Annotated in this window: 19 protein-coding genes; 9 read left to right on the top strand and 10 right to left on the bottom strand. The window is 72.4% G+C overall.

What is annotated here, in order from left to right; all coding sequences use genetic code 11:
* The first annotated feature begins 146 nt into the window (after nt 1–146).
* The 4 genes from AQI88_RS09000 to AQI88_RS08985 all read left to right on the top strand — a co-directional run bounded on the left by AQI88_RS09000 (nt 147) and on the right by AQI88_RS08985 (nt 4,517).
* Nucleotides 147–1,640, top strand: coding sequence for a hypothetical protein (locus AQI88_RS09000; protein WP_079057489.1), 1,494 nt, complete (start codon nt 147–149; stop codon nt 1,638–1,640).
* A 97-nt stretch (nt 1,641–1,737) separates the two neighbouring features.
* The gene (locus AQI88_RS08995) at nt 1,738–2,679 is read left to right on the top strand and encodes a lysylphosphatidylglycerol synthase domain-containing protein (protein ID WP_066995070.1); all 942 of its coding nucleotides are present in this window, start codon (nt 1,738–1,740) and stop codon (nt 2,677–2,679) included.
* Between the two features lie 99 nt (nt 2,680–2,778).
* Entirely contained in the window at nt 2,779–3,633 is an 855-nt protein-coding gene (gene prcB, locus AQI88_RS08990; protein WP_066994673.1) for a proteasome subunit beta, read from the top strand.
* 56 nt (nt 3,634–3,689) lie between these two features.
* On the top strand, nt 3,690–4,517 hold the full coding sequence (locus AQI88_RS08985; RefSeq protein ID WP_066994670.1) for a COG4705 family protein: 828 nt from the start codon (nt 3,690–3,692) through the stop codon (nt 4,515–4,517).
* A gap of 6 nt (nt 4,518–4,523) precedes the next feature.
* On the opposite strand, the gene AQI88_RS08980 is transcribed toward AQI88_RS08985, so the two are convergent.
* The 5 genes from AQI88_RS08980 to AQI88_RS08960 are packed head-to-tail and all read right to left on the bottom strand — an operon-like array spanning nt 4,524 to nt 8,547.
* Nucleotides 4,524–5,918, bottom strand: coding sequence for a sensor histidine kinase (locus AQI88_RS08980; protein ID WP_066994667.1), 1,395 nt, complete (start codon nt 5,916–5,918; stop codon nt 4,524–4,526).
* Nucleotides 5,915–6,580 (bottom strand): response regulator transcription factor, encoded by a 666-nt coding sequence (locus AQI88_RS08975; protein WP_066994664.1) that lies wholly within the window; start codon nt 6,578–6,580, stop codon nt 5,915–5,917. The genes AQI88_RS08980 and AQI88_RS08975 overlap by 4 nt, the downstream gene beginning before the upstream one ends.
* A complete protein-coding gene (locus AQI88_RS08970; RefSeq protein WP_066995067.1) occupies nt 6,534–7,289 on the bottom strand; it encodes a phosphatase PAP2 family protein in 756 nt (251 codons plus the stop codon). The genes AQI88_RS08975 and AQI88_RS08970 overlap by 47 nt, the downstream gene beginning before the upstream one ends.
* Entirely contained in the window at nt 7,286–7,888 is a 603-nt protein-coding gene (locus tag AQI88_RS08965) for a phosphatase PAP2 family protein (RefSeq protein ID WP_066994662.1), read from the bottom strand. Before AQI88_RS08965 ends, AQI88_RS08970 begins: the two co-directional genes overlap by 4 nt.
* Nucleotides 7,885–8,547 (bottom strand): DedA family protein, encoded by a 663-nt coding sequence (locus AQI88_RS08960; RefSeq protein ID WP_066994659.1) that lies wholly within the window; start codon nt 8,545–8,547, stop codon nt 7,885–7,887. The genes AQI88_RS08965 and AQI88_RS08960 overlap by 4 nt, the downstream gene beginning before the upstream one ends.
* A gap of 201 nt (nt 8,548–8,748) precedes the next feature.
* Here AQI88_RS08960 and efeU point away from each other — a divergent pair, with 201 nt between their 5' ends.
* The 3 genes from efeU to nicT all read left to right on the top strand — a co-directional run bounded on the left by efeU (nt 8,749) and on the right by nicT (nt 13,372).
* The gene (gene efeU, locus AQI88_RS08955) at nt 8,749–10,779 is read left to right on the top strand and encodes an iron uptake transporter permease EfeU (RefSeq protein WP_066994656.1); all 2,031 of its coding nucleotides are present in this window, start codon (nt 8,749–8,751) and stop codon (nt 10,777–10,779) included.
* A 32-nt stretch (nt 10,780–10,811) separates the two neighbouring features.
* Nucleotides 10,812–12,074 carry an iron uptake transporter deferrochelatase/peroxidase subunit gene (gene efeB / locus AQI88_RS08950; RefSeq protein ID WP_066995064.1) on the top strand — a complete coding sequence of 421 codons (1,263 nt, stop codon included), beginning with the start codon at nt 10,812–10,814 and terminating at the stop codon, nt 12,072–12,074.
* 146 nt (nt 12,075–12,220) lie between these two features.
* The gene (nicT, locus tag AQI88_RS08945; protein WP_208615740.1) at nt 12,221–13,372 is read left to right on the top strand and encodes a Nickel transporter NicT; all 1,152 of its coding nucleotides are present in this window, start codon (nt 12,221–12,223) and stop codon (nt 13,370–13,372) included.
* A 5-nt stretch (nt 13,373–13,377) separates the two neighbouring features.
* Here nicT and AQI88_RS08940 read toward each other — a convergent pair whose 3' ends face one another.
* The 5 genes from AQI88_RS08940 to AQI88_RS08920 form a co-directional block, all read right to left on the bottom strand.
* A complete protein-coding gene (locus tag AQI88_RS08940) occupies nt 13,378–14,337 on the bottom strand; it encodes a hypothetical protein (protein ID WP_066994653.1) in 960 nt (319 codons plus the stop codon).
* 11 nt (nt 14,338–14,348) lie between these two features.
* Nucleotides 14,349–15,818 carry an APC family permease gene (locus AQI88_RS08935; RefSeq protein WP_066994650.1) on the bottom strand — a complete coding sequence of 490 codons (1,470 nt, stop codon included), beginning with the start codon at nt 15,816–15,818 and terminating at the stop codon, nt 14,349–14,351.
* A gap of 289 nt (nt 15,819–16,107) precedes the next feature.
* Entirely contained in the window at nt 16,108–17,514 is a 1,407-nt protein-coding gene (gene sthA / locus AQI88_RS08930; RefSeq protein ID WP_066994646.1) for a Si-specific NAD(P)(+) transhydrogenase, read from the bottom strand.
* A gap of 299 nt (nt 17,515–17,813) precedes the next feature.
* Entirely contained in the window at nt 17,814–19,511 is a 1,698-nt protein-coding gene (locus AQI88_RS08925; RefSeq protein ID WP_066995059.1) for a DUF885 domain-containing protein, read from the bottom strand.
* Nucleotides 19,512–20,025: 514 nt separating this feature from the next.
* On the bottom strand, nt 20,026–20,232 hold the full coding sequence (locus tag AQI88_RS08920) for a hypothetical protein (RefSeq protein ID WP_066994642.1): 207 nt from the start codon (nt 20,230–20,232) through the stop codon (nt 20,026–20,028).
* 201 nt (nt 20,233–20,433) lie between these two features.
* On the opposite strand from AQI88_RS08920, the gene AQI88_RS08915 reads away from it, so the two are divergent.
* Entirely contained in the window at nt 20,434–22,272 is a 1,839-nt protein-coding gene (locus tag AQI88_RS08915; protein ID WP_066994639.1) for a glycoside hydrolase family 15 protein, read from the top strand.
* Between the two features lie 156 nt (nt 22,273–22,428).
* The gene (locus tag AQI88_RS08910; protein WP_066994636.1) at nt 22,429–23,943 is read left to right on the top strand and encodes an FG-GAP repeat protein; all 1,515 of its coding nucleotides are present in this window, start codon (nt 22,429–22,431) and stop codon (nt 23,941–23,943) included.
* The last annotated feature ends 14 nt before the right edge of the window (nt 23,944–23,957 follow it).

The raw sequence follows: 23,957 nt of genomic DNA, 5'->3' as shown, positions 1-23,957 counted from the left end.
GTAGGGGCGTGGGCCGGATGGCCTACCTGCCCCGGCGGACGACCGCGATACGCGTTAGTTTGGCCCTGTTTTCCCCGGCTCGCGCCCTCTCCTACGGGCTGTAGGGTGATATGGGCCCTACAAGCTGTAGGGGCAGAGGGGTGATGATGGCAGGCAACCCGCGCGCCACGGCCGAGGCGGTCCCGCGCGAGCGCTCGCGCGGGGTGCCCGCCCGCACCGGCCGGGCGCGCTCCGCCCGGCCCCTCGCGGCCGTCGCGGCGGCGTTCACCCTGGCCCAACTCCTCCTCGTACGGCCCGGCATGGGTCTCGGCTGGGACGAGACCGTGTACGTCAGCCAGGTCAGCGGACACGCTCCCGCCGCCTTCTTCAGCGCACCCCGCGCGAGGGGTGTCTCACTGCTCGTCGCACCCGTCGCCTCCTGGTCGTCCTCCACTGCGCTGCTGCGCGTCTACCTCGCCGTCCTCTCCGGCCTCGCCCTGTTCCTGGCCCTGCGGGCGTGGCGGGGACTGTTCCCGGTCCGCGTCCTCGCCCTCGCCGGCGCCCTGTTCGCTTCCCTGTGGGTGACCCTGTTTTACGGCCCCCAGGCGATGCCCAACTACTGGGTGGCCGTCGGCGCCCTGGCCGCGGTCGCCTGCTTCCTGCGCGCCCGGGCCGACCGCGCGGACCGCGCCGCGCTGTGGGGTCTGGCCGCGAGCGGTGCGCTGATGGCGTGGATGCGGCCCATGGACGCCGTCTGGGCGGCCCTGCCGCTGCTCGCCCTCGGCCTGGCGCGTCGCCACTGGCGGCCCCTGCTCGTCCTGCTCGCGGGTCTCGCCGCCGGCGCGCTCGAATGGGTGGTCGAGGCGTACGTCAGCTACGGCGGTCTCGCCCAGCGCCTCGCCGACGGCTCGGCGATCCAGGGCGGCCTCGGCTTCCACGTCGCCGTCGTCGACCAACTGCGCAGCCTCGGCGGGCGGGCCCTGTGCCGCCCGTGCACGGGCGCGCTGCCCCCTGCGGTGGTCACCGTCTGGTGGTTCGTGCTGCCCCTGGTCGCGCTGCTCGGCCTGCTGGTGGCGGTCCACGCCCGGCGTACGGCGCCCACCCTGCTCCCGCTCGCGTGCGGGGCGACGGTCGCCTTCCCCTACCTGTTCATGATCGACTACGCGGCGCCCCGCTTCCTGCTGCCCGCCTACGCCCTGGCGGCGATTCCCGTCGCCGCCGCGCTGGTGCAGCTGGTGACCGCGCCGGCGCGGGCCTGGGCCTGGCGGCCGGCGGCCCTGACGCTCGTGGCCCTCGGGCTCGCCGCGCACCTCGCGGTGCAGACAGCCGTCCTGGTGGGCATCGTGGACCGCACCACCGCCGCCCACCGCACCTGGTCCCGCACCAGCGCAGCGCTGCACCGGCTCGGTGTCCGCCCGCCCTGTCTGCTCACCGGGCATGAGGCCATCCCGGTGGCGTTCTACGCCGGCTGTTCCTCGGCGGCGACGAGCGGGCACAACGCCAACAGCACGGAACAGGCCATCGCCCGCACCGCGCGCCACACCCCGGTGGCCACCCTGGTGCCCCCGGGCTCCCGGCCGCCCGGGTACGCCCGCCACTGGCCGTCCGTGCCGCTCGACGACCTGCGCCTCTACTACGCCGTACCGGAGGCCGGTTCATGACCTGGCGCCGCGACAGACGCGGGGGAGGCGGTCGATGACCCAGCACGCCGCACCGGAGGCGGCCCATGACGCCCCGCCCCCCGCCGCCGGCCCGCTCATGGCCGCTGCTGCGGAGGTGAGCGTCGGCCGCCGACCGGCCTACTGGCCCACCCTGATCTGCTTCGCCGTCCTGCTGGGCGCGGCCTACCTGGCCCGACGGCACTGGCCGGTGGTGGAGACCGGGGCGCTGCGGCTGGCCGTCGCCGACCAGGGATGGCTGCTGGTCGGCGCGGCCGCGGCCGCGGGCACCTGGGCGGCCTCGGCGCTCGCCCAGCAGGGCGCGGTCGCCCGGCGGCTGCCCGGAACGCGGCTGCTCGCCGCGCAGTTCGCCGCCTGTGCCGCCAACCACCTGCTCCCCGCCGGGCTCGGTGCAGGCGCGGTGAACCTGCGCTTCCTGATGCGCTGCGGGCTGCCGGCGGGCCGCTCGGCCGGCGCGCTCGCCGTCAAGGCCACCGCCGGCGCCGTGGTCCGCCTCGCGCTGATCGTGGTGCTCGCCCCGCTCTGCCCGGGCCTGCTGCGCGCCCCGCACATCTCCCCGGCCGCGGTCGCCGCCGTCCTCGCCACCGCCTTCGTGCTCGCCGCGCTCCTGGCCGGTCCGCTGCGCCCGCGCTGCCGCCGCGCGCTCGCGGGTGTGCCGAACGACATCCGCGCCGTGCACGCGTGCCCGGCCCGCGCGGCCGCCCTGTGGGGCGGTTCGCTGGCCTTCGCCGCCCTGCACGCCCTGGTGCTCATCGCCGTCGGCCAGGCCGTCGAACTGCCCCTGGCGCCGCAGCAGGTGGCCCTGCTCTATCTCGCCGCCAGCAGCGCGGCCGCCCTGCTGCCCACCCCGGGCGGCCTCGGCTCCCTGGACGCCGCGCTCGCCCTCGCGCTGACCGCCTCCGGCGCCCCCGCCGCGACGGCGGCCTCCGCCGTGCTCGGCTACCGGCTGCTGACCGTGTGGCTGCCGCTGCTGCCGGGCCTGCTGGTGCTGGCGATGCTGGTACGGCGCAAGGCGCTGTGAGCCGGACGGAGTTCCCCGGACGCCCAGGACGGCGTTTCCCGGACGTCCGTTCCAGGTAGGAGACGGGTGTTGCCGGGCGACACGGACAGGGGGACCGGAATGACGGAGCATGTCAGCGCGGGGCGGCCGGCCGGGGAGTTCTTCACGCCGGGGACCTCGTCCTTCACCGAGTTCCTGACCGCGCACCGCCCCGCGCTCCTGCCCACCGCACCACCGTTCCCGGACGGCGTCCGCGCCGCGCCCGGCCGGTTCCCGCACGGCACCACGGTGCTCGCCCTCACCTTCCGCGACGGCGTGCTGATCGCCGGCGACCGCCGGGCCACCATGGGCAACCTCATCGCCCAGCGCGACCTGGAGAAGGTGCACCCCGCCGACGACCTGACGGCCGTCGCCTTCGCCGGGACCGTCGGCCTCGCACTCGACATGGTGCGGCTCTACCAGGTCGAGCTGACGCACTTCGAGAAGATCGAGGGCATACCGATGACCCTGGCCGCCAAGGCGACCCGCCTCGCGGCCATGATCCGGCAGAACCTCGCCCAGGCCATGCAGGGCCTGGCCGTCGTACCGCTGCTCGCCGGCTACGACGCCACCGCGGCCCAGGGCGGGCGCGGACGCATCTTCGGCTTCGACGCGGCCGGAGGCCTGTACGAGAAGCGGGACTTCCACGTCGAGGGCTCCGGCTCCCCGTACGCCCGCGGCGCGCTGAAGAAGCTGTACCGGCCGGGCCTGACCCGCCGGGACGCCGCCCTGGCCGCGCTCCAGGCGCTGTACGACGCCGCCGACGACGACTCGGCGACCGGCGGCCCCGACCTGAACCGCCGTATCTTCCCCGTCGTCTCGGTCATCACCGAGAACGGCTTCGAGCGGCTGGCCGAGACGGAGACGGAGGAACTCAGCCGCGAGACGGTCCGGCAGCGCAGCGGCCGCCCGGACGGCCCGCACGCCACGCCCTGACCCCCCACTCGTGCACTCAGGATGCGTTCAGGTCTCCGCTGGCACCGTCGGGTCCCATGACATCAGAGACCTCTCGGACCACGGTGGCCGCCACCGGCACCACCGCCCCCGGCCTTCGGCCGCGCTGGAACAAGGTGCCCGAAGTCACCGTCTACTTCTGGGTGATCAAGGTGCTGTGCACGACGGTCGGCGAGACCGCCGCCGACCTGCTGAACGAGAAGGCCGGCCTCGGCCTGACCGGTGTGTCGCTGCTGATGAGCGCGCTGCTCGCGGTCGTGCTCGTGGTGCAGTTCCGCACCAGGGCCTACCGCCCCGGCGTGTACTGGCTCGCCGTCGCCCTGATCAGCGTCGTCGGCACCCTGGTCAGCGACAACCTCACCGACAACATGGGCGTGGCGCTGGAGACCACCACCACCGTCTTCGGGATCGCCCTGGCCGTCGTCTTCGCCGCCTGGTACCGCACCGAGCGCACCCTGTCGATCCACCACATCGACACCGGCCGGCGCGAGGCGTTCTACTGGCTGGCCGTCCTGTTCACCTTCGCCCTCGGCACCTCGGCCGGCGATCTGGTCGCGGAGAAGATGGACCTCGGCTACTGGGTGTCCGCCGTGCTGTTCGCGGCGGCCATCGCCGCGGTCGCCGTCGCCCGGTTCGCGCTCGGCCTGAACGCGGTGTGGAGCTTCTGGATCGCCTACGTCCTCACCCGCCCGCTCGGCGCCTCCGTCGGCGACTACCTCTCCCAGCCCACCGGCGACGGCGGCCTGGGCCTGGGCACCGTGGTGACCAGCGTGCTGTTCCTCGCCGTCATCCTCGGCCTGGTCGTCTTCCTGTCGGTCACCCGCAAGGACGCCACCGAGGCGCGAGCCGTACGGCAGACCGTCTGACGGCGGTCATCCGGCGGGCAGCGTGACCACGAACCGGGCCCCGGGGGCGTACCGGGCATCGTGCGACACCTCGCCTCCGGCGGAGCGGGCCAGGCGCCGCGCGAGCGGCAGCCCGAGGCCCGCTCCGCCGTGTCCGTCCCCGGGATCGGCGCGCTTGCCGGGCTGGAAGAGCAGGTGCGTGAACGACTCGGGTACGCCCGGCCCGTCGTCCGTGACCTCCACGCACAGCCCGTCGGGCGTCCGGCGGGCGGTGAGTCCGACCCGCGTACGGGCGTGGCGCAGGGCGTTGGCGAGCAGCGGGCTGACGATCCGCTCCAGCAGCGCGCTCTGCACGCCCGCCCGCAGGGGCGTCCCGTCGCCGGTGACCGAGACCTGCACCGGGCCGGGGGCGTCCAGCGATGCCACCACACGGTGCAGGACGGGCAGGACCTCGGTGGTGCCGGGCGCCGTGGGCACGCCGTCGCGGGCCTCGTCCAGGAGCGTGTCGCAGATGGTGCGCATCGAGCGGGCGGCCTCGGCGATGACCTCGTGGGTCGCCCGGGTCTCGGCCTCGGTGCGGGGACGCGAGCGCCACCAGTCCAGTTCGGCGACGATGCGGCTCAACGGAGTGCGCAGTTCGTGGGACAGCTCGCCGGTCAGCTGCCGCTCGTGCCGCAGCACCGCCCGGATCCGGTCGAGCAGCGCGTCCAGCGAGATGCCGAGCGCGGCCAGTTCGGCGGGCCGCCCCCGGGCGCCGAAGCGCTCGTCGGAGGCCACGGCGCTCCACTGGGTCGCCTGGTCCGTCATCGTGCGCACCGGCCGCAGCGCCCGGCCGACGGCCAGGCGCGTCAGGGCGTAGGTGCAGGCGAGCATCACCGCGTCCAGGGCGAACGAACCCAGCAGCATGGTCTCGGCCGAACTCCGGTACGGCGACAGGTCCAGGGCGGTGACGATCGTGGCCGCCGTCCCGCGCCCGGGCACCGGCTCGGCGCACAGGCGGACGGGGTCGTGGCCGCCGACGGTGGCGCAGCCGCGCCTGCCCGCGGCGGCGAGGGTGCCGGCGGCGCGGGTGAGGGTGTCCGCCCGGGGAGCGGACGTCGGCTGTTCGAGCAGCCGGGTGCCGTCGTAGATCCACACGTTGGTGTCCAGGAGCCGGTCGTTGACGGTCTCCAGGACCCGCACCCGTCCGCCGCGCGTGTCGACGGTGGTGGCCACGGCCGCCGCCCGGGTACGCAGTTCGTCGTCCGCCTCCCGCTGGAGACGGTGGCGGACCACGGTGTTGAAGACCACCGTGAGGATCACCATCAGCAGCGCGGCCGTGGTCAGCGCGACCAGCGAGAGCCGGCCGCGCAGGGTGCGCGGTGCGAGCCGGGCGGCGAAGGCCGTGGGGGAGGAGAAGACCGTGGCGGCGGGGAGCCTCATGCGAGCCGGTGGCCGATCCCGCGCGCCGTGCCGATGGTCAGCTCGCTGCCCGCCGCGCGCAGCTTGCGCCGCAACCGGGTCAGGTACTGGTCCAGCGTGTTCTCGCTGACCTGAGCGCCCTCCGGCCAGCCCGCCCGGACCAGCTCGCGGCGGCGCACCAGGTCGCCGCCGGCCGCCGTGAGCGCCGCCAGCAGCCGGAACTCGGTCGGCGTCAGCTCTATGCGGGTGCCGTCCACGGTGACGCTGTGGCGGACGGCGTCCAGCACGAGCCCGCCGACGGCTCCGGCCGATGGCGGGGGAGCGGCCCGTCTGAGGGCGGCCCGCAGCCGGGCGGCCAGCTCGGCCAGGTGGAACGGCTTGGGCAGATAGTCGTCGCCGCCGGCCGAGAAGCCCGACAGCCGGTCCGTCAGCCCGTGCCGGGCGGTCAGGAAGACGACCGGCCCGAGGAAGCCGTTGGCGCGCATCGCCTGGCACACGTCCCGGCCGTCCGCGTCCGGCAGGCCGACGTCCAGTACGGCGGCGGCCACGTCGGGGGTGGCGAGCCTGAGGGCGGTGGCGCCGTCGGCGGCGGACACCGTGTCGAAGTCCTCGTCGTGCAGACCGCGCCGCAGGACATCACGCAGGGCGTGATCGTCCTCGACGATCAGGATCTTGGGGCGCATTCTTCTCCAACGGCACACCGGCCGTGTCGGTGGTGGGCGGGGGGTCCGGCTCGCCGGTACCGGGTATCAGGCGCAGGGGCAGCCACCAGGCCGCCGCGCACACCCACAGGCCGAGCCAGCCGACGGCGAACAGCCAGCCGCCGAGCACATCGGTGAACCAGTGCACGCCGAGGAAGACCCGGGTCAGGCCCACCCCCGCCCCCCAGCAGGCCACCGCCAGGCACAGCGGGACGTGGCCGTGCGGGGCGCGCAGGCACAGCGCAAGGATCACCAGGCCTGCCGTCAGGGCCGCCGTGGTGGTGTGCCCCGACGGGAACGACCAGCCGGAGGCGTGCGTCTGCCAGTCGGCGTACGGCGGCCGGGCCCGGGCGACCAGCTCCATGACGCCGTACCGTACGGCCTGGCCGGTGGCGAGGGTGGCGGCGGCGAGCAGGGCTCCGACCAGCCGTCGGCGCCGGGTGCGGCCCGCGAGCAGTCCGGCGAGGACGACCAGCGCATACGGGACGACTCCGGTGCCGGTGGCGGTCAGCCCGCGGGCCACGGCCACCGCCATCTCCGGGCGGTGGCCGACGGACCAGGTCAGCAGGTCGTGGTCCAGGAACCTCGGGGAGCCGTCCTTGCCGGAGACGAACAACGCCAGCACGCCGAACGCCGCCCAGGCGCCGAGTGCGGCACTGCCCGCCAGTTCCGCGATGCCCTTGCGGTTCATGACATCAGCAGCGGACGCAGCCTGGTCGCGGCCAGCCGCCCGGCGAGCCCTCGCGGCCGGTGTCGCAGCACGGTCATCACGAGGAAGGCGACCAGGCCTCCGACGAAGGCACCGGCGAGGACGTCGTGCGGATAGTGGACGCCCACCCAGACCCGGGAGGCCGCCATGGCCACGGCGCACCCCGAGGCGAGGACTCCCAGTGTGCGGGAGACGAAGAAGAGCGCGACGGCGGCCGCTGCCGCTATCGCGGTGTGATTGCTGGGGAACGACCAGTCGCCCGGTCCCGGACACGCTTCCAGGGTAGAGAAGGGCAGGCTGTGGCAGGGCCGGTTCTCCCGCACCAGCAGCTTCAGCCCGGAGTCCGCGCCGAACGCCACGAGCACGGCCACCGGAACGGCCAGGGCCGTCATACCCGCCGGGGCGTCGACCTTCCGGGCCCGCCACCAGCCCACGACCATGAGCAGCGCGAACACGGCCAGACCGTACGCCGACCATGCCGCGACGACGCCGTCCAGCCAGGCGGGGGAGCGGTGGGCGAGGTCCACCACGTCCCGGTACAGCGGACCGTCGACCGACGAGCCGGTGAGCGCGAGGATCATCCGCGGGCCTCCTTGGCGGCCTTGCGGGAGCGCAGCACCTCGGCGGCGAGCGGGATGAGGGACACGAGGACGATCAGCGCGATCAGCGGCAGCAGATACTTGTCGACGTTCGGGATCGAGGAGCCCAGCGCGTATCCGGCGAGGGTGAGGCCGAGGCTCCACACGAGCCCGCCCGTCACCTGCCAGAGGGTGAACGTCCGGGCCGGGACGCCGAGCGCGCCCGCCATCGGGTTCAGCACCGTCCGCACCACCGGCACGAAGCGGGCCAGCATGATCGCCTTCGCGTGCCCGTAGCGCTCCAGCAGTTCCTCGGCACGCTCGGCGCCCTCGTGCAGCCGGGCCGACCGGCTGCGTGCCAGCAGCGCCCCGCCCGCCTTGCGGCCCAGCAGATACCCGCACTGCGAGCCCGCCAGCGCGCCGACGGCCGCCGCTGCCAGCAGCGGCCCGAGCGAGAGATGCACACCCCGGTCGGACGCGCCGGTGCACAGCAGCCCCGCTGTGAACAGCAGCGAGTCACCGGGCAGGAAGAAGCCGATCAACAGGCCCGTCTCGGCGAACAGCACCACACCGACTCCCAGCACGCCGAAGGCGGCCAGCAGTGAGTGGGCGTCGAGCACGTTGACCGCGAGCTGCGACGACAGGTCTGAGGGATGGGCCATCGCCGCACACCCACCTTTCTCCGGCTACTGACGACTACACATTTGTAGACCGTCGACTGAACTGTAGACGACCGGAGGGTGTGCATCGTTCCCGGGCTTTGCCTCTCCATTGCCGCTTTATGACTGACTGACTACATCTCTGTAGTCATGATGGTCCGCGAAGGTAAGGCATGCCTTCACTAAGTGGGAGGGCCGCAGGGCATGTGGGACGACGCGTTTCCGAGTTTCCTGATCGGACTGAGGGAGGGGCTCGAAGCCGGACTCATCGTCTCCATCCTCGTCGCCACACTCGTGCGGGCCGGGGCCCGCTCCCGGCTGCCGCAGGTGTGGACGGGCGTCCTGGCCGCGATTGCCGTGGCCATGAGCTTCGGCGCGGTCCTCACCTTCACCGCCGCGTCCCTGTCCGCGACCGCCCAGGAGGCCTTCGGCGGCACCCTCAGCGTGATCGCCGTCGCGTTCGTCACCGCGATGGTGTTCTGGATGCGCCGCTCGGCCCGCAGTCTCTCCGGTGAGCTGAAGGAGAAGGTGACCGGCGCGCTCGCGATGGGCTCCGGGATGCTGATCCTCACCTCCTTCCTCGCGGTGGGCCGCGAGGGCCTGGAGACCGCCCTGTTCCTGTGGACCACGGCCCGGGCGGCCGGCGAGTCGGCCGGCCCGCTGACCGGTGCCGCCATCGGCCTGGTCCTCGCGGCCGGCCTGTGCTGGGGCCTGTACCGCCGGGTCCTGAAGATCAACCTGACCAGGTTCTTCACCGCCACCGGCGCCGTCCTCATCGTCATCGCGGCCGGTGTCCTCGGCTACGGCCTGCGCGACCTCCAGGAAGGCGGGGTGCTGCCCGGCGGGACCGCCTACGCGGTCGACCTGTCCGGCAGCGTGGACGCCGGCTCCTGGTACAGCACGCTGGTCCAGGGCGTCTTCAACCTGACCCCGACCATGACCTGGCTGCAGGTCACGGCCTACGTCGTCTACCTCGCCGTGGTCATGACCCTGTTCGTCCGCGGGGTCCGCACCACCACCCCCGAGCCGGCCGCCGACCGGCCCGCGCCCGAGCCGAAGGCAGCCCGGCCGCCGCGCCGCCGGCCCGTATGGGTGATCCCGGCCGCCGTGGTCGCCGTACCCGCCCTGATCGCCGCACTGGTCGTCGCCTTCGCCCGTCCCAAGCCCGCGGGCGACCAGACCGTCGCCGTGTCCGAGACCGAGTGCGGCAAGGGCTTCACCGCCCCCAAGCCCGGCCGGCAGACCTTCCAGATGCACAACACGGGCAGCAAGACCTCCGAGGTGTACCTGATCGACCCGGCCACCAGCGCGGTCTACGGAGAGATCGAGGGCCTGGCCCCCGGCACCACCCGCGACCTGGTCGCCACGGTCGCGGGCGGCACCTACGCCTGGCGCTGCGTCCCCACCGACGGCAAGGCCGTCACTTCCACGGCGGTGCGGGTCAGCGGCGGCGGAGCGGCCAAGCCGGTCGTCCCCGTCTCCGCACAGGACCTCGCCGCACCCCTGAAGGCGTACAAGACGTATGTCGAGCAGGGCCTGGCCACGCTCGTCACCCAGACCAAGACCCTCGATCACGACATCGAGGGCGACCATCTCGACCGGGCCCGCACCGACTGGCTGACCGCCCACCGCACCTACGCCTCCCTCGGCGCCGCCTACGGCACCTTCGAGGACTTCGACCAGAAGATCAACGGGCGGCCCGACGGACTGCCGGACGGCGTACAGGACAAGGACTTCAGCGGCTTCCTGCGCCTTGAGCACGGCCTGTGGCACGGCGAGTCGGCCGACGACCTGCGCGCTCCCGCCCAGCAGCTCGCCGACGCGGCCGCCGGTCTGGACAAGGCGTTCCCGACCCAGGACTTCGACCCCGGCGACCTGCCGCTGCGCGCCCACGAGATCCTGGAGAACACCCTCCAGTTCGAGCTGACCGGCGACACCGACCAGGGCAGCGGCACGGGCCTCGCCACCGCCGACGCCAACCTCGCCGGCACCCGCGAGCTGCTCACCGTCCTCCAGCCCCTGCTGGCCGGCCGCGCGCCCAAGCTGCACCCGACGGTCGACGCGGACATCGCCCGGCTCCAGAAACTGCTCGACGCGGCCCACCACGGCAGCAGCTGGACCCCGGTCGACCGGCTCGCCGCCACCGACCGGCAGAGCATCAACGGTGCCACCGGACAGCTGCTGGAAGACCTCGCCCCCGTCCCGGACCTCCTCGAGATCCGGAAGTCCGCCTGATGATCACCGAGCACCCCGAAGGGAATCCTCCGATGTCCTCTGCCGACACCCCCGCCTGCCCGGCCCGCCGCTCCTTCGTGCGGACCGCGCTGGGCGCCGGAGCCGCCGGAGCGGTCCTGGCCGGCGGCGGCTTCGCGCTCGGCGAGAGCGGCGGCACCGCCCAGGCGCAGGGTACGGGCACGGACAGCGGCGCGAAGGTCCCCTTCCACGGCGCCCACCAGGCCGGGATCGTCACCCCGGCACCGGCCGCCGCCACCTTCGTCTCCCTCGACGTCATCGCCGAGGACCGCAAGGGCCTTGCCGACCTGCTGCGGACCATCACCGAGCGGGCCCGCTTCCTCACCTCCGGCGGTGCCCCCACCGACCTCGGCGTCGGCGCGCCGCCCTCCGACAGCGGCATCCTCGGCCCCGAGGTCCCCGCGGACTCCCTGACCGTCACCGTCGGAGTCGGTGCCTCCCTCTTCGACGACCGCTACGGCCTCGCCAAGGCCAGGCCCGCCCGGCTGACCCCGATGCGGACCTTCCCCAACGACAACCTGAACGCGGCCGAGTGCCACGGCGACCTCTCCCTCCAGCTGTGCGCGGGCAGCCAGGACACCCTGCTGCACGCGCTGCGCGACATCGCCCGGCACACCCGGGGCGCCATGCAGATCAAGTGGCGCATCGACGGCTTCCAGAACGCCCCGCGTCCCACCGGCGCCCAGCGCAACCTGCTCGGCTTCAAGGACGGCATCGCCAATCCCGACGTCACCTCGGCCCGTGAGACCGGCCGGCTGATCTGGGTCGGCGACGGACAGGGCGAGCCGGACTGGACCAAGGGCGGCAGCTACCAGGTGATCCGGATCATCCGGATGCTCGTGGAGTTCTGGGACCGGGTCTCGCTGACCGAGCAGGAGAAGATGTTCGGCCGCCGCAAGGACACCGGCGCCCCGCTCGACGGCGCCAAGGAGACCGACGTCCCCGACTACACCAAGGACCCGCACGGCACCGCGATCCCGCTCGACGCCCACATCCGCCTCGCCAACCCGCGCAAGCCGCAGACCGACAGCTCCCGCATCCTGCGCCGGGGCTTCAACTACGACCGGGGCGTGGACAAGGTCGGCAACCTCGACATGGGCCTGGTCTTCTGCTGCTACCAGCAGGACGTCAAGCGCCAGTTCGAGGCCGTGCAGACCCGGCTGATCGACGAGCCCCTGGTCGACTACATCTCCCCGACGGGCGGCGGCTACTTCTTCGCCCTGCCCGGTGTCCGGGACACGAAGGACTGGCTGGGCCGGGGCCTGCTGTCCGCCTGACCCGCTCTCTCGGCCGCGGCCTTTCCCTCCTTATGGGGAAGGCCTGCCACGGCCTTTACTGCACATAAGTTGCAAGTACAGGAGGATGGCACAAGGCTGTGCAGCGCAGCTGTACCCGCACCACCACCGAAGGAAACACCCTCCCGATGACGGCCGCCCCTGGTCCCGCTCCATCCCTCCCCGCCCGGGCCTGCGCCCAGCGCTCGGCCTGGCACCGCGTCCGCGGCTCCATGACGCGGCAGGAGTGGACCAGGGTCGGCGGGATGGCCGCCTTCGTCCTCGCCCTGCATGTGATCGGCTGGGGCACACTGGCCGGGATCGTCGCGCCGCGGCACTTCAGTGTCGGTGCCGAACCCTTCGGCATCGGCATCGGCGTGACCGCGTACACCCTCGGCATGCGGCACGCCTTCGACGCCGACCACATCGCGGCGATCGACAACACCACCCGCAAACTGATGGGCGAGGGGCAGCGGCCGTTGTCGGTCGGCTTCTGGTTCTCCCTGGGCCACTCCAGCATCGTCTTCGGGCTCGCCCTGCTGCTCTCCCTCGGCATGAAGACCCTGGCCGGACCCGTCCGCGACGACAACTCGCACCTGCACGAGGTCACCGGCCTGATCGGTACGACCGTCTCCGGCACCTTCCTCTACCTCATCGCCGGGATCAACCTCGTCATCCTGGCCGGCATCTGGAAGGTGTTCCGCCGGATGCGCTCCGGCGACTTCGACGAGGCCGCCCTGGAGACGCACCTGAACAACCGCGGCTTCATGAACCGCCTCCTCGGCCGGGTCACGGGATCCATCACCAAGCCGTGGCAGATGTACCCGCTGGGCCTGCTGTTCGGCCTCGGCTTCGACACCGCGACGGAGATCGCCCTGCTGGTCCTCGCCGGTTCGGGCGCCGCCTCCGGACTGCCCTGGTACGCGATCCTGTGCCTGCCCGTACTGTTCGCGGCCGGCATGTCCCTGCTGGACACCGTCGACGGCTCGTTCATGAACTTCGCCTACGGCTGGGCCTTCTCCAAGCCGGTCCGCAAGGTCTACTACAACCTCACCATCACCGGCCTGTCCGTGGCCGTCGCCCTCATCATCGGCACGGTCGAACTCCTCGGCCTGCTCGCCGACGAGCTGGACCTGCACGGCGTGTTCTGGGACTGGATCGCGGGCCTCGACCTCAACACGGTCGGCTTCGTCATCGTCGGCCTGTTCTTCGCCACCTGGGTGATCGCCCTGCTGGTGTGGAAGACGGGCCGCATCGAGGAGAAGTGGACGGCCGGACTGGCGGAGGGGTCCGCAGACTAGGAAATTCAAGCCCGCACCCCCAACTCCCCGCGCCATTTGGTCAGCTGCTGTGCCGCATCCCCCGTGAACGACCACGGGGTGCGGGTGGCCCTGCGGCCGAGCATGCGCAGCAGGGCCGTGGCGAGGTCCGGGGTGCCGGCCAGACAGGCCGCGTGCGCCAGGTAGTTCAGGTCCCGCAGCTCCGTCGGGGCCACACCGCCCGCCGGGCGGGCCCGCACCCAGCGCTCCCAGGTGCGCCGTACGTCGTTGACCGCGCCGTCGTGGTCCCAGTGCTGGCCGAGGCTCACCGAGCCCCGCCGGCCGCGGGCCCCGTCGAGGGCGTAGCGGTACTCCTCGACCCGGGCGTACTGCACCAGCACCGGCAGCGGGCAGCCGGGCGGTGCCACCCCGGCCGTGTCCCGGGCGAAGTCGTACATCAGGCCGTGCGTGCCGTGCCAGCGGGCCGAGTAGTAATGCAGCACCTGGAGGTGGCCCTCCACGCTGTACGGGTCGCGACGGTGCAACTCGTCCCACCAGCGGGCCAGTTCCCGGCGCCGTACCCCCATCGGATACAGCCGGGCGACCGAGATCAGCGACACCCACGGCGTCGGGTCCTGCGGCCGGGCGTCGGTGGCGTGCAGGCAGGCCAGGACCGCGGTGTCGATGCGGTCCCGGTCGATCGGTACACCCCGCCCGGCCGTGATGGCCAGGTGGAACGCCCGGGCCGTCTCGGTCGCCGCGCGCAGCACCTGCGCATCGGCGCTGTCCGGCTCGGCGGCCAGCCACGACTCCACCGTGGAACTGCTCGCGCAGGCCTGGGCGAGCAGCCGTACCCGGTGGCCGCGCAGCGTCCAGTCGTCGCCGGTGATCCACAGCAGGTCCCTGAGGCCCTGCCAGCGGCCGATGACGATGTCCTGCCGGGCGGAGGTGAGCGGCGCGTCCCCGCAGTCGGGGTCGAAATCGGGCGTGAAACGGTCTCGCGCCATCGGGAGCTCCCTCAGAAGTCGGTGGGGAGACCCTCGTGCAGCCGCGACGGCACCGCGGCGCCGTCGGGAACGTACTCCGTCTCGACGGTGCGGGTCGCGTCCAGCTTCGCGGGCCGGTAGTAGTCACTGCCCTGGCGCCAGTACCAGACCATCGGGACGAGCCCGACGGCGAGTCCGCCCATGCCGATCGCGATGGCGGCATCGCTCAGGTCGCCCAGCGACTCGACGAAGATCCAGAACATGAACAGGGCGCCGAGCAGTGGCCACAGCCCGCCGAAGACGAAGTTGGCCGCCGACTTCAGCAGCAGCTTGCGGTAGGCGACGACGACCGCGAGGCCGGCCAGCCCGTAGTAGACCGCGATCTGCAGGCCGATCGCCGAGATCGCGTCGGAGAGGATGTCGCCCACCGAGCCGAGCGCGTTGGAGGCGAGGAACATCGCCAGCGCCACCGCGCCGACCACCACGATCGCCACCCAGGGCGTGTTCCACGTGCGGTGCACCCGGCCCAGCGCGGACGGCATCGTACGGTCGCGGCCCATCGCGAACAGCGAGCGCGTGACCTGGATGAGCGTGGTCTCCAGCGTGGCGATGGTGGACAGCATCACGGACACGATGAGCAGCTTGCCGCCCCAGCCCGGCCAGATCTCCTCGCCCAGCACCGCGAGCACGTTGGCGTCGTTCTCCTCGATCTGCTTCGAGGTCAGGATGACGTTCACCGCGATGGTGAACACCTCGAACAGCAGGAAGACGATGCCGACCCCGATCAGGCCGGCAAGACCCGTCGTGCGACGGCTGTTGCGGGTCTCCTCGCTGAGGTTGCTGGTGACGTCCCAGCCCCAGTAGTAGAACGCGGCGAGCAGCGCGCCGGACGCGAACCCGCCCATGCCGTCGAAGTGGGAGAAGCCCAGCCACGACCAGTCGAAGGCGCGCGCGTTGTGCGTGTGGAAGACGGCGAGCACCGCGAACAGCGCCAGAATGCCCAGCTCCACACCCGACATCAGCAACTGGGCGCGGACGGTGAGCCGGGCGCCGCCGAGCACCACGCCCAGCATGACGAGGAACCACACCGCGCCGACCACCGTGGACAGCGCCGTGTTGTCCGCGAGTTTCGCGTCGAAGAGGGCGAGCGTCATCGACCCGGCGGGCAGCGAACCGGCCACCATGAAGATGGTCGCCGAGATCACCAGCGCCCAGCCGCTGATGAAGCCCAGGAACGGGTGGAGCGTACGGCCCACCCAGGAGTAGCTGGCGCCCGCGTTGACGTCGATCCGGCTGAGATAGCTGAACGCCAGGGCGATGCCCAGCATGGGTATCGCGCAGTACAGCAGGGCGGCCGGGCTGGCCATCCCCACCGCGCCGACGAGGACGGCGGTGGTCGCGGCGAGCGAGTACGCCGGGGCGCTGCCGGCCACCGCCATCACCACGGTGTCGAACGTACCGAGGACATTGGCCTGCAGGCCTCTGCCCCTGTTGTTGCTCATGGTCGTGCCGCTTTCCGGTCGTGCACGGCGCACGGGCGCCTGGCCCGACGGCGTACGGGTGGGGGGTGTGGACCCGCCTCGAACCCGAAAGAGGGGTGGCCTCGGGGGCAGGGGCCGGCCGGGAGAAAGAAACGAGGGCGGTGACAAGGGTGTGGTGCCAAGCGGGTGGTGGACACACCGTGCTGCCGAGTGCTGGCGGACGGTCACCGTGTGGGTGTGATGATAGCGGCAGCCGTTGACCTTTCAAGATGACCAACCGGTAACGTGTGCTGACCTGTTGGGATACCCCTCAGTCGGCGAGATGGTCGAGCTGGCGCAGCCGGTTCGTCGCGTCCAGCGCGGCCACCTTGTACGACTCCGCCAGCGTCGGATAGTTGAAGACCGCGTTGACCAGGTAGTCGACCGTGCCGCCGCAGCCCATCACGGACTGGCCGATGTGGATCAGTTCGGTGGCGCCCGAGCCGAAGCAGTGCACACCGAGCAGGGTGCGGTCCACCGGTGAGACCAGCAGCTTCAGCATGCCGTGGGAGTCCCCGATGATCTGGCCCCGGGCCAGTTCCCGGTAGCGGGCGATGCCCGCCTCGAAGGGGACACAGTCCTCGGTGAGCTGGTCCTCGGTACGGCCGACGAAGCTGATCTCCGGAATCGTGTAGATGCCGATCGGCTGGAGATTGTGCATGCGCCCGACCGGCTCCCCGCAGGCGTGGTACGCGGCCGCCCTGCCCTGCTCCATCGAGGTCGCCGCGAGCGCCGGGAAACCGATGACGTCACCTACGGCGTAGATGTGCGGCACCTCGGTGCGGTAGTGCTCGTCCACCGTGATCCGGCCGCGCGCATCGGCCGCCAGCCCCGCCCTGTCCAGGTCGAGTCCGGCGGTCAGGCCCTGGCGGCCCGCCGAGTACATCACCGTGTCGGCCGGGATCTTCTTGCCGCTCTCCAGCACGGTCAGCGTGCCCCGGGGATGGCGTTCGACGGCCGCGACGGTCTCCCCGAAGCGGAAGGTGACGGCGAGGTCCCGCAGGTGGTACTTGAGCGACTCCACGACCTCGACGTCGCACAGGTCCAGCATCGCGGGCCGCTTCTCGACGACGGTCACCTTGCTGCCGAGCGCGGCGAACATCGAGGCGTACTCCATGCCGATCACACCGGCACCCACGATCACCATCGAGCGAGGCACCCGCTCCAGCGAGAGCACGTTGTCCGAGTCCATGATCGTGCGCCCGTCGAACTCCACGCTGTCCGGGCGGGCCGGCCGGGTACCGGTGGCGATGACGATGTGTTCGGCGCTGAGCAGTCGTTCGTGACCGGTGACGTCATCGCGCAAGGCGACGGTGTGCGGATCGGCGAACCGTCCCGTGCCGGAGTACACGGCCACCTGGTTGCGGGACAGCTGACTGCGCACGACGTCCACCTCCCGGCCGACCACGTGCCGGGTGCGCGCGGTCAGGTCGGCGACGGTGATGTCGTCCTTCAGCCGGTAGCTCTGCCCGTACAGGTCGCGCTGGGTGAGACCGGTCAGGTACAGCACGGCCTCGCGCAGGGTCTTGGAGGGGATGGTGCCGGTGTGCAGGGAGACCCCGCCGAGCATGTCGGGGCGGTCGACGACGGCGACCCGGCGGCCGAGCTTGGCCGCGGCGATGGCGGCCTTCTGGCCCCCGGGTCCGGATCCGATCACGAGCATGTCGAAGTCGGGCACCCTCCGGAGTCTGACAGCCACCGGGTGCCGCGCGGAAGGCCTGTGCCGCGGCCTCGCGGGCAACCGCGTCGTCGCACGCGTACGCGCGCCGTCAACGCCGACGGTGCATCGCTCGGTGTCGCCGCCCTCCTGCCACGTCGGTCAACGGCCGCCAGGTCTCAGGTTCCCGGCTGCACCACCTTGCGTAAGGCGGCAGCGCGCGCGAGTCGCACGTCCCACCCTGGAGACCTCCGAAGTCACGCCGGCCTGTCCAGTCGGAGCGAGGAGTCTGGCAGGCCACCGCCCGGGGGACATCTCGGTTACAGCGAGGCGAGGTTGTCGGCCAGGTCGGCGAGGCCCAGGGAGCCCTGGGTAAGTGCGTTCATGTGCCAGGTGCGCAGGTCGAAGCTGGTGCCGAGGCGGCGGCGGGCGGAGTCGCGGCCCTCCAGCCAGGCGCGCTCGCCCAGCTTGTAGCCGATGGCCTGGCCGGGCCAGCCGAGGTAGCGGTCGATCTCGCTGGTGCGGCGGGCGGTGTCGCTGCCGTGGTGGGCGGCCATGAACGCGGTGGCGAGGTCCGGGGTCCAGTGTTCGCCCGGGTGGAAGCCGGAGTCGGCGGGGACGGCGAGTTCGAGGTGCATGCCGATGTCGACGATCACACGGATGATCCGGAGCATCTGCTTGTCCAGGTAGCCGAGGCGGCGGGCGGGGTCGGTGAGGAAGCCCAGTTCGTCCATCAGGCGCTCGGCGTACAGGGCCCAGCCTTCCTTGTCGGCGCTGACCGCACCGAGGGTGATCTGATAGCGGCTCAGGCGGTCGACGGCAGCGGTCCACCGGGCGGTCTGCAAGTGGTGCCCGGGGACGCCCTCGTGGTACCAGGTGCTGACGATCTCCCAGGTGGGGAAGGTCTGTTGGCCCAGAGTGGGCAGGTAGGTGCGTCCGGGGCGGCTGAAGTCGAGGCTGGGGCCGGTGTAGTAGGGGGCGCCCGAGCTGCCCGGGGGAGCGATCCTCGTCTCGACCCGGCGGAGCGGGCCGGAGATGTCGAAGTGGGTGCCGTCGAGGGCGTCGATCGCCTCGTCGATGATGTCCTGGAGCCAGGCGCGGATGTTCTCCTCGCCCGTGATGGCGTGGCCGCGCCGGTTCAGGTGGTCCATGGTCTCCCGGGCGGTGGCGCCCGGGAGGATGCGGCCGGCCTCGGCCTGCATCTCGTCGACCGTGCGGTGGAACTCCTCCCAGGCCCAGGCATAGGCCTCGGCCGGGTCCAGACCGGTGCCGTTGGCCCAGCGGGCCGAGCGCAGATAGCGCTCGCGGCCGACGGCGTCCGGTGTGCCGTCCGCGGCGGGCAGGTAGGTGCCGCGCAGCCAGTCGCGGAAGCCGGCCACCGCGGTCGTCGCCCGGTCGGCGGCGGCGTCCAGCTCGGGCCTGAGCCGGTCCGGACCGGCAGCCGTGAACGTGGCGAACCAGCTCGCGCCGCCGACCTCCTGGCCCGTCCAGGCGGCGAGCTGCCCGATGACGGCCCGGGCCTGGCGGGGCGCGCACAGCAGCCCGCGGGCGATGCCCTCGGTCAGGGTCGCCCGGTAGCCGTCCAGCGCCCCGGGCAGGTTGCGCAGCCGCCCGGCGACGGCCGCCCAGTTCTCGTCGGTGTCGGTGGGCATCAGGGTGAAGATGCTCCGCACCTTGTGCACGGGCGAGCGGACGTTGCGCAGCTCGCGGAAGTGGTCGCCCGCCTCGTGCAGGGCGAGTTCCGCGGACAGCCGTTCCCGCAGCAACCGGGCGCAGTTCCGCTCGGCATTCTCCCACACCACGCCGTCCTTCTCGCCGTCCCGCTCGGTCGCGTCGAGCGCGGAGAGCGTTCGCCGGGCCAGTTCGGCGAACGCCTCGAAGCCCTCCGGCGACAGATCCGGCTGCCGGTCGTCCTCGGGGTGCAGGCCGAGTCGGGTGGAGGTCAGGGGGTCGAGGGCGGCGACCTGCGCCACGTGGTCGTCAGCGATCCGGCGCGGGGTGTTCGGCTTCTCGGACATGTTCGCCATGCTGACGTACCGTCGCCGGCACTGTCAGCAGCGCGCCGTCGCCTTTCGGCCGCCGGGAATTGCACGCCTGTACGGCGTCATCGTCGGCGGACGACCGGGGCACAGGCAGATCAGCAAGCGGCCGAGATGTGGTGCGGGGCGACCCCTGCGCCGGCGGGCTTACTCCGCTGGCGACCTGCGGCGAGCTGGAGCCGTGCCGACCGAGTCGGACAAGCTTGAGCTGAGCGAACACGAACTTCGTGAGATCGCGGGCTACGCGGTTGAATGCGCGCGCAGGGTGCTGTCGATCTTCGAACAGAGTCTGGCTCGGCTCCGGCACACGCCGGGCGCTCGCGTTCCTGGCTCAGCAGGACATCGAGGCGTACGGCGTGGACGGACCTCTCCTGGAGCCCGCGTCGCCGCTGCGCGGGCAGGCTCGAGCGCCGGGCGGGCGCGCACCCGCGTGACCGGCGCGCACCCCTGCCCGGCACCTCCCCGTTGGTGTCCCGACGCTTCCCGGACCGCCCTAGGGCAGCAGCTTCTCGACGGCCGCTCGGCCTTCGGTCTCCAGCTTGCGGCGCGCCCAGGCGAGGGTCGCCGGAGTGACGTCCCTGCCCGCCGCCATCACCAGGTCCTCCGGGGTGACGTCCCTCGCGGGTGCGGAGTGGAGCAGGGCGTCCGGGGTGCAGTGGTCGTCGGACAACCGGGACTCTTCGGGTGTGGATGTCGACATGATGCCTCCTCCTCGGTCCGGATGACCGCATCCGTGCCGGTGCCGCCGAATGGGGCACGTTCTTACGATTCCCTGCCTCGGCGCACCCTGCATCCGGAAGGCGCCGGAGCGCCGGGTGAGGAGCGTCTGCCCGCGTCGCCGCCGAGCACTCGCCCCTAAGCTGGTAAACAGCCCGCACACCCCATCGGGGAGGCCTCAGCCATGGCCGGCATGCCCTTCCAGCAGGAGTCGTCCACAAGCCCCCGCTACCTGCCGATCGCCGAGCACGGCCTGATCGGCGACCTGCGCAGCATCGCGCTGGTCGGCACCAACGGCACCATCGACTGGTACTGCTGCCCGTCCTTCGACTCCCCGAGCGTCTTCGCGGCCATCCTGGATGCCGAGCGCGGCGGCCGTTTCGAGCTGGCCGCGGCCGTACCGGCGCGTACCAAGCAGTTCTACTTCCCCGACACCAACGTGCTGATCACCCGGTTCTTCACCGAGGACGGCGTCGGCGAGGTGCAGGACTTCATGCCCGTGAGCGGAGACGGGTCGGGCGAGGTGGGCCGGCACCGGCTGATCCGGCGCGTGGTGTGCGTCCGCGGTACGGTGCCCTTCCGGGCCCTGATCGCTCCGCGCTTCAACTACGGCGCCGACCCGCACACCCTGCGCCCCCTGGACGGCATGGTCCTCTTCGAGTCCCCGCAGCAGTCCCTGGCGCTCACCTCCACCGTCACCGTGGAGAGCGACGGCCGCGACGCGTGGGCCGACTTCAAGCTGAGCGAAGGCGAGACGGCGGTGTTCGCCCTCGACCAGGTCGGCGACCAGGTGGCCCCCCGCGGCTGCGCCCGCACCGAGGCCGAGCACGAGTTCAACGCCACCGTCGCCTACTGGCGGCGCTGGCTGCACCAGTCCCGCTACCGAGGCCGCTGGCGCGAGATGGTGCACCGCTCCGCCCTCACCCTCAAGCTCCTGACCTACGCCCCCACCGGCGCCATCGTGGCCGCGCCCACCACCAGCCTGCCCGAGCAGCTGGGCGGCGAGCGCAACTGGGACTACCGCTACGTGTGGGTGCGCGATGCCGCCTTCGCCGTCTACGCGCTGCTCAGGCTCGGATTCAGCGGCGAGGCCGAGGCCTTCATGAAGTTCCTGACCACGCACATCAGCCCCGGCTGCGGCGACGGCTCCGGCCCGCTGCAGATCATGTACGGCATCGACGGCCGCTCCGACCTGCCCGAACGCGAACTTCCCCACCTGGAGGGACACCAGGGCTCGGCCCCGGTCCGGGTCGGCAACGCCGCCGCCGACCAGCTCCAGCTGGACATATACGGCGCCCTGATCGACTCGATCTACCTCTACGACAAGTGGGCGCAACCCATCTCCAGCGACCAGTGGGACGACGTGTGCCACCTGGTGGGCTGGGTGTGCGACCACTGGGACCAGCCGGACGAGGGCGTGTGGGAGACCCGCGGAGGCCGCAAGAACTTCCTGTACTCGCGGCTGATGTGCTGGGTCGCGATCGAGCGGGCCATCCGCCTCGCCAACCACCGCGGCCTGCCCGCCGACCTGCCCCGCTGGCTCCAGTCCCGGGACACCATCTACCGGCGGATCATGGACCGCGGCTGGTCCCGGTACCGGAGTGCCTTCGTGCAGTACGAGGACGCCGACGTGCTCGACGCCTCCGTGCTGATGATGCCGCTCGCCAAGTTCGTCGCGCCCACCGACCCCAAGTGGCTGTCCACTCTGGACGCCCTCACCGACGACCTGGTCTCCGACTCCCTCGTCTACCGCTACGACCCCGAGGCCAGCCCCGACGGCCTGCGCGGCGACGAGGGCACCTTCTCCATCTGCTCCTTCTGGTACGTCGAGGCACTGGTCCGGGCAGGCCGGCTCGACGAGGCCCGGCTGGCCTTCGAGAAGATGCTCACCTACGCCAACCATCTCGGCCTGTACGCCGAGGAGATCGGCCGCACCGGCGAGCAACAGGGCAACTTCCCACAGGCGTTCACCCACCTGTCCCTCATCAGCGCCGCCTTCAACCTCGACCGCGCCCTCGGCTGACACACCCGCGCGTCCCGGTCCCGCAACGTCTGTCACCGCCGTGTCACAGCCCGTCCCGGCATCACAACTCCCACCGCACCCCCCGTGTCGAACCCTTCGTCGGCAACCACGACCAACCGACTGACGGATCATCAACATCCCAAGGGGGTAACGGACATGAGCATTCTCGCGCGCACCACCCGCCGTACCGCAGGCTCCGCCGCCGTCGCCGCGGCCTCCTTCCTGCTGCTGGCCGGAGCGGGCATCCTCGCCGCGCCGTCCGCGTTCGCGGGCGTCCCCGGCGGCACCTCCGCCGCCGACCGCAACAGCGACTTCAACGGCGACGGTTACACAGACGTCCTCGCCGGCGTCCCGGAGGGCACCGTCGACGGCAAGAAGGGCGCCGGATACGTCACCGTGCAGTACGGTGCCCCGAACGGCATCGGCACCAACACCACGGTCCCCAAAGGCCGGGTCCAGGTGATCAGCCAGTCCACCAAGGGCGTGCCCGGCACCTCGGAGGCCTGGGACGACTTCGGGGAGGCGGTCGCCACCGGCGACCTGGACGGCGACGGCTACGACGACGCGGTCATCGGCGCGCCCGGCGAGGACGAGGGCAGCGTGGCCGACGCCGGTCGCGTCACCGTCCTGTACGGCTCCAAGGCGGGCCTCGGCGCCGGGCGCACCGCCTCCGTCACCGCCGCCAAGCCCGCCGCGGGCGCCCGCTTCGGCCTCGCGGTGGCCGCCGCCCGGTTCTCCGGGGACACCGACGCCGACCAGCTCGTCGTGGTCGACCAGAAGGTGGGCCTGCGCGTGTTCACCTACCACGCGGGCGTCCTGCGGCCCGTCGGCGCCCCGCACTCCACCGGCCACCGGCTCCAGCCCGCCTATGTGACCACCGGCGACTACGACCGCGACGGCTTCGCCGACCTCGTCGTCTCCGGCTACAGCCCCGACGACGACTACAGCAAGGGCTGGTCGGCGTACTACGCGGGCGGCACCGAGGGCCTGACGTACCGGCGTGACCTGCACGGCGGCCTCGGCTCGGCTTCCGGCGACATCAACGGCGACGGCTACGACGACCTTGTCCTCGGCCAGCTCAGCGCCGCCGACGACGCCACCGGCGACGCGGACGCGCCCGGCGGCCTGGTCGGCGTCTACTACGGCGGTGAGCACGGACCGGCCGGCACCCAGGGCCCGGGCACCGCTCCCCAGTGGTGGTCGCAGAACTCGCCGGGCGTCCCCGGCACTGCCGAGAAGGGCGATGCCTGGGGCGCCGATCTGTCCGTCGCTGACGTCGACGGCGACGGCTTCGCCGACGTGGCCGTCGGGGCACCCGGCGAGGACGTGGGCAGGGTCGCGGACGCGGGCGCGGTGTGGCTGCTGCGCGGCTCCCGCACGGGCCTGACCGGGGCCGGCGCCCAGTCCTTCGACCAGAACACCGCCGGTGTCCCCGGCACCGCCGAGGCCGACGACGCCTGGGGCGCCCAGGTGCGCCTCGCGGACACCGACGGCGACGGCCGCGCCGAGCTGCTGGCCGCGGCGCCCGGCGAGAACGCCGGGGACGGCGCGGTGTGGCTGCTGCCCGCGAGCGGCACCGGGCTGCTCGCCGACGGCTCCTGGTCGTACGGCGCCGGCGCCCTCGGCGGCACCGCCCATGGTGCCCGCTTCGGCGCGGTGATCGACGAGTAGGCCTCCGGCCGAAG

It is taken from the genome of Streptomyces cellostaticus (assembly GCF_001513965.1).
GTDB lineage: Bacteria > Actinomycetota > Actinomycetes > Streptomycetales > Streptomycetaceae > Streptomyces > Streptomyces cellostaticus.
The sequence above is the reverse complement of the archived record's forward strand: the minus strand, read 5'-3'. Positions and strand labels throughout refer to the sequence as shown.

Excerpts from the sequence above, each read along its gene's own strand:
- AQI88_RS09000 (WP_079057489.1), top strand. The coding sequence starts at position 147 with ATGGCAGGCAACCCGCGCGCCACGGCCGAGGCGGTCCCGCGCGAGCGC.
- AQI88_RS08995 (WP_066995070.1), top strand. The coding sequence starts at position 1,738 with ATGGCCGCTGCTGCGGAGGTGAGCGTCGGCCGCCGACCGGCCTACTGG.
- prcB (WP_066994673.1), top strand. The coding sequence starts at position 2,779 with ATGACGGAGCATGTCAGCGCGGGGCGGCCGGCCGGGGAGTTCTTCACG.
- AQI88_RS08985 (WP_066994670.1), top strand. The coding sequence starts at position 3,690 with ATGACATCAGAGACCTCTCGGACCACGGTGGCCGCCACCGGCACCACC.
- AQI88_RS08980 (WP_066994667.1), bottom strand. The coding sequence starts at position 5,918 with ATGAGGCTCCCCGCCGCCACGGTCTTCTCCTCCCCCACGGCCTTCGCC.
- AQI88_RS08975 (WP_066994664.1), bottom strand. The coding sequence starts at position 6,580 with ATGCGCCCCAAGATCCTGATCGTCGAGGACGATCACGCCCTGCGTGAT.
- AQI88_RS08970 (WP_066995067.1), bottom strand. The coding sequence starts at position 7,289 with ATGAACCGCAAGGGCATCGCGGAACTGGCGGGCAGTGCCGCACTCGGC.
- AQI88_RS08965 (WP_066994662.1), bottom strand. The coding sequence starts at position 7,888 with ATGATCCTCGCGCTCACCGGCTCGTCGGTCGACGGTCCGCTGTACCGG.
- AQI88_RS08960 (WP_066994659.1), bottom strand. The coding sequence starts at position 8,547 with ATGGCCCATCCCTCAGACCTGTCGTCGCAGCTCGCGGTCAACGTGCTC.
- efeU (WP_066994656.1), top strand. The coding sequence starts at position 8,749 with ATGTGGGACGACGCGTTTCCGAGTTTCCTGATCGGACTGAGGGAGGGG.
- efeB (WP_066995064.1), top strand. The coding sequence starts at position 10,812 with ATGTCCTCTGCCGACACCCCCGCCTGCCCGGCCCGCCGCTCCTTCGTG.
- nicT (WP_208615740.1), top strand. The coding sequence starts at position 12,221 with ATGACGGCCGCCCCTGGTCCCGCTCCATCCCTCCCCGCCCGGGCCTGC.
- AQI88_RS08940 (WP_066994653.1), bottom strand. The coding sequence starts at position 14,337 with ATGGCGCGAGACCGTTTCACGCCCGATTTCGACCCCGACTGCGGGGAC.
- AQI88_RS08935 (WP_066994650.1), bottom strand. The coding sequence starts at position 15,818 with ATGAGCAACAACAGGGGCAGAGGCCTGCAGGCCAATGTCCTCGGTACG.
- AQI88_RS08925 (WP_066995059.1), bottom strand. The coding sequence starts at position 19,511 with ATGTCCGAGAAGCCGAACACCCCGCGCCGGATCGCTGACGACCACGTG.
- AQI88_RS08920 (WP_066994642.1), bottom strand. The coding sequence starts at position 20,232 with ATGTCGACATCCACACCCGAAGAGTCCCGGTTGTCCGACGACCACTGC.
- AQI88_RS08915 (WP_066994639.1), top strand. The coding sequence starts at position 20,434 with ATGGCCGGCATGCCCTTCCAGCAGGAGTCGTCCACAAGCCCCCGCTAC.
- AQI88_RS08910 (WP_066994636.1), top strand. The coding sequence starts at position 22,429 with ATGAGCATTCTCGCGCGCACCACCCGCCGTACCGCAGGCTCCGCCGCC.